A 5,095-nucleotide genomic window follows, 5' to 3' on the forward strand; every position below is an offset into this window, starting at 1 on the left:
TTGTTCTCCACTTTCTGGACGCTGCCGTTGCTGGCGGCATCTCCCATGAGCCGTTTCAGCACCAGCCCGATTCTGGATTTGCCCTCGCCGCCCTTGCCGACAATGAGCATCATCTTCTGTCCCTTGGTGCTGGGGATGAGGCAGTAGCCCAGATATTCCTGCAAGGTGGGGATGTCGGCATCGTCCAGCAGCTCGTGCAGAAAGGTCAGCCAGCGGTCAGGGCTGGCGGCTTTGGGGGCATACCTTACGGGCAGACGGTTCTGGCAAAACAGGCGGCTCTCCTGAAAAGAGCCGTCCGGCAGATGGTACACGCCGTTCTGGAAGTGGATGCAGTCCTGTTCGATGGGAAACGGGTCGGAAAAGGCCAGCAGCTTGATGGTCTCCAGAATGTTGGTGACCTTTTTGGACAGGCCAGAGGTGACGTATTCCTCGATGTTCTCCAAGATGCGCTGCTTGATCTCGCTCTCATCCTCTACCGGGCCGTCCAGCGTATATAGCGTGTCGTTGACGCATTTCAGCGGCCACTGTTCCAGAAAGGCACGGCCAAACTGGACTTCATCGATCTTCTTGCCGTTGTACCAGTCCGGCCATAAGGGATTGCGGGAAATGTTTTTCTTCATGTGGTGGTTCTCCTTTAAAAAAGTAAAGTGGTGATTATCATAATGATAAGCACCACTTTAGGTGAATGAATCGTCAGGCGCACTTTGCCAGAGCAAGGCGGTCGATGCGCTCTTCCAGCATCAGCAGGTACGACCCGGACAGCAGCTGTGAGGCGGCAGCGGCCTTCTGCTGGGGTGTTCCAAATGCAACGCAGTCAGTCAGGTGCTCGATGGTCTCGGTCATGTGGAGGGCTTCCACGAACCGCTCGTCCAGCGGTTCTCCCGGGCTGGCGGGCTTGTAGCGCTTTTGCCAGTCGGGCAGCAGGTCAAGATAATCGGTCAGCACCCGCAGGCAGTAGGCGATGTCTGCCCACTGCTCGTCCGTCAGGCCACGCTTGGGCGGCAGCAGGGCGATGGCATTGGCGGGCGGCTTGTCCGGGTCAAGCCCGAAGTCACTTGCGATCTTCTCGGCGGCTTGCCGGGGGTTCAGGTCAAACAGCTTGGCGGTGAGGTCGATGGCATCGCCGTTGGCTCCTCAGCCAAAGCAGTAATAATAGGTGTCGTTCAGCTTCATGCTGGGGTCGCTGTCAGAATGGAACGGACAGCACACCATGCCATGGCGGTCGGGCTCCATACCATACATTTCTCCCACCTGCCGAACGGTGATAGCGGACTTGACAGTTTGATACAGGCTCAAGGGCATTCCTCCTTTGTTTCGTGCGTTGCACCAGAGACCCCAAAGTGGGAACTCTGGTGTTTTTTGCTTCCTGCCTGAATATACGGAAAATTTTGCAGGAAAGGCGAAAAAGCGGCAGAACTGCAACGGAAAAAGAAAAAAGCCCTCACTGGTTGCAGGGCTGCAACAGCAAGGGCGGAGAAGAAACCGTATATTGAACAAAACGGCAGAGCGTATTATAATGAGGAAAAAGCTCAAAAAGGAGGGCCGATCACATGGCACAGGAATATCTGCCCGCACCATCCAACGTCCGTCTTGCGGACTTGATGAAAGAGCACAACATCAGCCAACCAGAACTTGCCAAGGGACTCGGCTGCTCCAAGAGCACCATCAACCGTTTTATCAGTGGCGCAAAAGGAACCCTGACCCATGAGCAGGTGCTGAAGATCGCAAGGCTGTTCAACGTATCTACGGATTTCCTGCTGGGAGAAACCAACATCCCCGACCGCAAAAATTACGACATTGCCGAACTGGGCTTGTCCGTAGAAGCTGCAAAGAACCTCTACACAGGGCGTGTCAATACAGAGGTGGTCAACCTGCTGTTGGAAAACGCCCGGTTTGCAGAGCTTACTTACCGCATAGCGCAGTATTTTGACGATACTTTTGCATCCGGCATCGCAGCACAGAATGCAATGCTCACGACATTGAGCACCCTGCTGCGCACAAAGGTCAAGACCCCGGAAGCAGCCAAAGCCGCAAAGGACATCAGCCTTCGGAGAAAGCCAGTATACCAAGGTGACCTTGATGACATTGAGATGTACTTCATGGCAACGGTCAAGGAAATCAAAAAGGGTATCGGGAGCCATTACGCCGAGCAGGAAGCCATGAGCAAGAAAGTGGCCGAGAAGATGTTCAATGAACTGACCAAGGGGCAGGATGTGCAGCACCCAACGATCACGGCAGAGCAGTTGACGGATGCAATGTTGGACAGCGTTTCGGGCATGGAGGGAGCTACGCCGGAAGCGCTGGAACAGCTGCGGAACGGTCTGCTGGGAATCTTGCAGTCTGCCGCAGAGCGGGAAAACGCCCATGAAGCAGACGAATGAACGGCTTTGTGCGCTGGCACAGAAAGGCGATGCTGCCGCACTGGACAGCCTGATCGACAACAACAAGTCCTTTATCGGCAAGGTGGCGAATGACCTTTTTCGCAGCATGAATCTGGCACAGGCCGGTCTGAACCTTGACACGGACGATTTGAAACAAGCGGGCAATCTGGGCTTATGGAAAGCTGTGCCGAAGTTCGATGCAGCGCGAGGAATGAAGTTCATGACCTATGCGGCTCCTGCCATCCGCAATGCTATGATGGACATGGTGCGGGATGCCTTTGCCGCTTTTGAGCAGCGGATGGTAACGGAGGACAAGGACGGTATCTGCTACCAGCGCGTTTCGCTGGACGATGTTCTGCCGGGAGAGGAACAACTACGGCGCATCGAAGCCATAGCCGACCCTTATGCCATGCAGCCGCAGAGCATTATGGAGGAGCAGGAATCGTGCCGGGAAATGTACGATGGTCTGAAACGGCTGACCCAGCGAGAGCAGACCTATCTGTTGTACCGCTATGGCTTCACCGATGGCGAGGAACATCCGCTGATTGGCACAGCGATATACTTTCACCTGACAAAAGGCCGCGCCAAAAAGACGGAGGAACAAGCTATGGATAACCTGTGGCTGGAACTGCCGTGGTGGTTTGTATGAACGAAAAGAAAAATCGTGATTGTGCTACAAGTTTTCTGGAAATTTATGTGCAGCCATATGATTTTGAAAAAAATTGTGGACAGATGAAATAAATCAGGCTTGAAGTTCGTTATTTAAACAGAAAAGTTAATAATTATGGTATGATAAAATGCGATAACAAATAAATCGACAAAAATAGATTGAATAAAGGAGAAGAATGCTATGAAAAAAGTAATTTATCTGTTTGTGCTATGCATGGTTTTGGGGTTAGCTGGATGTGGGCAATCTCAGGAAAATAAAGAACCATCGACTGAAAGCACTTCAGTACAAGTAGAAAACAAAAATGTTAGTGATATAGTATCAAACGAGCATTTAACCAATAATGATACTGCGAATTTTCAAATGCCAGAGGAAGGCTATTATAGTAATGATTTTGATGAAATTCTGAATATCACTAAAGAAGATGATGGCACATATAGGATCGAGTATAGCGTTACCCATTTGCTTTATGTCGAAAACGCGATTGGAACTTACGATTCTGAAACAGGGATTCTTAGCTTTAGCGGCAAAGACGACAGAGGAAATGATATAAAAGCAGAAATTGAAAATAAGGGAGATCATCTGGAAGTCACAGTAACTCAAAGCAACTATGAAGATATTATCGGGACGAAGCAGGAATTTTTTCAAGCAGATGAGTAAGAACAAATAGGCGACAAAAGTTGTGGAAAAACTTGATAACTATTAACAAACCGATAGCCCTCTATTTGCAATGATCGCAAGTAGAGGGCTGTTGGTCTGTTTGGAATATTCTAATTAAAGGTCAATCTTCTAATCTGCCGTGGTCACAGCCGAGGGAAAGATAATGCTCCATCCCTCCACCCAGTACAAGCTGTGCGTACTCCAAGGGCTTGTTGTAGAGCAGCCAATCCAGTTCTGCCCGCTGTGCCGGGGTGTTGCCGTACTCGTCCTCAATGGCAATGCAGTCGATGGCAACGGCAGAGCCATCCGCGAACCGGGCTTCCACCCGGTTGGTGTCCATGTTGTAGCGGCAGGAAAGCAGGTTGTTCATAGTCGTATCCTCCATGACTTGATTTTGATGTTCGGTCACTCAAACCAATGCCGTCAAGTCGGTAGGGGATAGGTCGAAATTTGTTTGTTTTGGAGTAAGTGCACGGTTTCTGCACGGTTTTTGCACGGTTTCAAATCGTGCAGAGGGTACTTTTCGGTGCAAAATACGACAAAGAGTGCAGAAATTGCTGCGCAAAAAATCACGTTACTTTGCGCAAAAATGACGATAACTCGAAACTTCCATAAATTGAGACGAACCGGCGGCTTGCTCTCTTAATCAGTGGGCCCAGGGTTCGAGTCCCTGGAGGTGCACCACATCAACAAAATCCGAACTTTTTTCCGATAGGAGAAGGGTTCGGATTTTTTGTATTCTTCGGAAAACAGAACGAATCCCTTGCTTCCATCGAAAAACGTCCTAGACCTTATCACAAAAAAGCACGACAGACCACGGTAAGAGTGCCGTAAGGCGGAAAGGACACAAACATGAAGTACGATGCAAGAGCTTGTCATTTCAACATGGACACCAGCTGCGTGGAGCTGTTGCTCCGGGATGGCAGAAAGGTTTCTATCGACTGCACCGGGGTCGAGGATGCGCTGGATGTGACCATGGCGCAGCAGACGGAGCTGGATTACCTTATTTACAATGACCCACTGGGCTATGCGGATTTGATTCTGAACGGCAATCTAGAAGAATACTTGAAAAACGTAACCGGGAGCCATGGGCTAGAAGATTAAGGGCAAAACAAAAAACAGGGTGCGCCCCTGAATAGGACGCACCCTGCAAAAGACCACAGACGATAGCGATATGTACAACAGGGAGTTCCCCAGCGGGAACTTCCTGTTTTTCGTTGTTTGCATTATGAGCCTGTTCAGCCTGCCACGCGGCAAACTCTCTTTGCCCTTCCTCGCTGTTCCAACAGGCAAGGATGGCTGGGTAGAATGCCCGTGCCAGACGGTCGATGACTTCATCGGGGTAGGGGGAAGTGTTTGTGGACTTTTTCTTTTTGTTCAAACGCAC

At 50.5% G+C, this 5,095-nt stretch carries 8 protein-coding genes and 1 pseudogene; 5 read left to right on the forward strand and 4 right to left on the reverse strand.

The window, feature by feature from the left end; all coding sequences use genetic code 11:
* The 3 genes and pseudogenes from DXB44_RS14020 to DXB44_RS14930 all read right to left on the reverse strand — a co-directional run.
* Positions 1-620, reverse strand: a pseudogene (locus DXB44_RS14020) (DNA primase); the annotation flags it as partial.
* Positions 621-693: 73 nt separating this feature from the next.
* Entirely contained in the window at positions 694-945 is a 252-nt protein-coding gene (locus DXB44_RS14925; protein WP_243111183.1) for a hypothetical protein, read from the reverse strand.
* Between the two features lie 189 nt (positions 946-1,134).
* Positions 1,135-1,296 (reverse strand): CHC2 zinc finger domain-containing protein, encoded by a 162-nt coding sequence (locus tag DXB44_RS14930; protein ID WP_243111185.1) that lies wholly within the window; start codon positions 1,294-1,296, stop codon positions 1,135-1,137.
* Positions 1,297-1,550: 254 nt separating this feature from the next.
* Between DXB44_RS14930 and DXB44_RS14030 the strand changes: the two genes are divergently transcribed.
* The 3 genes from DXB44_RS14030 (at position 1,551) to DXB44_RS14040 (ending at position 3,708) form a co-directional block, all read left to right on the forward strand.
* Positions 1,551-2,381 carry a helix-turn-helix transcriptional regulator gene (locus DXB44_RS14030; protein ID WP_118659083.1) on the forward strand — a complete coding sequence of 277 codons (831 nt, stop codon included), beginning with the start codon at positions 1,551-1,553 and terminating at the stop codon, positions 2,379-2,381.
* Entirely contained in the window at positions 2,365-3,030 is a 666-nt protein-coding gene (locus tag DXB44_RS14035) for a sigma-70 family RNA polymerase sigma factor (RefSeq protein ID WP_118659084.1), read from the forward strand. Before DXB44_RS14030 ends, DXB44_RS14035 begins: the two co-directional genes overlap by 17 nt.
* A 201-nt stretch (positions 3,031-3,231) precedes the next feature.
* The gene (locus tag DXB44_RS14040; protein ID WP_097772699.1) at positions 3,232-3,708 is read left to right on the forward strand and encodes a hypothetical protein; all 477 of its coding nucleotides are present in this window, start codon (positions 3,232-3,234) and stop codon (positions 3,706-3,708) included.
* A gap of 121 nt (positions 3,709-3,829) precedes the next feature.
* On the opposite strand, the gene DXB44_RS14045 is transcribed toward DXB44_RS14040, so the two are convergent.
* Entirely contained in the window at positions 3,830-4,078 is a 249-nt protein-coding gene (locus tag DXB44_RS14045) for a DUF6061 family protein (RefSeq protein ID WP_118659085.1), read from the reverse strand.
* 482 nt (positions 4,079-4,560) lie between these two features.
* Here DXB44_RS14045 and DXB44_RS14050 point away from each other — a divergent pair, with 482 nt between their 5' ends.
* Both DXB44_RS14050 and DXB44_RS14725 read left to right on the forward strand, forming a co-directional pair.
* Positions 4,561-4,812, forward strand: coding sequence for a DUF6061 family protein (locus tag DXB44_RS14050; RefSeq protein WP_097779817.1), 252 nt, complete (start codon positions 4,561-4,563; stop codon positions 4,810-4,812).
* A gap of 70 nt (positions 4,813-4,882) precedes the next feature.
* Positions 4,883-5,095, forward strand: a 213-nt coding sequence (locus tag DXB44_RS14725; protein ID WP_207665889.1) for a hypothetical protein, incomplete at its 3' end; no start/stop codon positions are given.

The organism is Faecalibacterium sp. OM04-11BH, assembly GCF_003482185.1.
GTDB classification, from domain to species: domain Bacteria; phylum Bacillota; class Clostridia; order Oscillospirales; family Ruminococcaceae; genus Faecalibacterium; species Faecalibacterium tardum.